We start from the raw sequence: 839 nt of genomic DNA, 5'->3' as shown, positions 1-839 counted from the left end.
ATGTTCGAGCGGTTCACCGACCGAGCGCGACGGGTTGTCGTCCTGGCCCAGGAAGAGGCCCGGATGCTCAATCACAACTACATCGGTACGGAGCACATCCTGTTGGGCCTGATCCACGAGGGTGAGGGCGTCGCGGCGAAGGCCCTGGAGAGCCTGGGGATCTCCCTGGAGGGCGTCCGTCAGCAGGTGGAGGAGATCATTGGTCAGGGTCAGCAGGCGCCGAGCGGGCACATCCCGTTCACGCCGCGGGCCAAGAAGGTGTTGGAGCTGTCGTTGCGGGAGGCGCTGCAGCTCGGGCACAACTACATCGGCACGGAGCACATCCTGCTGGGTTTGATCCGTGAGGGTGAGGGCGTCGCCGCGCAGGTGCTGGTGAAGCTGGGCGCGGACTTGAACCGGGTGCGTCAGCAGGTCATCCAGCTGCTGTCGGGCTACCAGGGCAAGGAGCCGGCCGCGGCGGGTGCCGCTCCGGGTGAGGCCGCGCCGTCGACCAGCCTGGTGCTGGACCAGTTCGGCCGGAACCTGACTCAGGCGGCCCGGGAGGGCAAGCTCGACCCGGTGATCGGGCGGGAGAAGGAGATCGAGCGGGTCATGCAGGTGCTGTCCCGCCGCACGAAGAACAACCCGGTCCTGATCGGCGAGCCCGGCGTCGGTAAGACCGCGGTGGTCGAGGGGTTGTCCCAGAAGATCATCAAGGGTGAGGTGCCGGAGACGCTGAAGGACAAGCAGCTCTACACCCTCGACCTGGGCGCCCTGGTGGCCGGTTCCCGGTACCGCGGTGATTTCGAGGAGCGTCTGAAGAAGGTGCTGAAGGAGATCCGCACCCGGGGCGACATCAT

At 66.7% G+C, this 839-nt stretch carries 1 protein-coding gene; it reads left to right on the top strand.

The window, feature by feature from the left end:
• Positions 1-839 (top strand): Clp protease N-terminal domain-containing protein (locus Vse01_RS29170; RefSeq protein WP_204019292.1); only part of this gene is annotated, 839 nt, incomplete at its 3' end.

The sequence above is a fragment of the Micromonospora sediminimaris genome, assembly GCF_016863575.1.
GTDB lineage: Bacteria > Actinomycetota > Actinomycetes > Mycobacteriales > Micromonosporaceae > Micromonospora > Micromonospora sediminimaris.
Note: the sequence above shows the minus strand (reverse complement) of the source record. Positions and strands in the feature narration are given on the sequence as shown.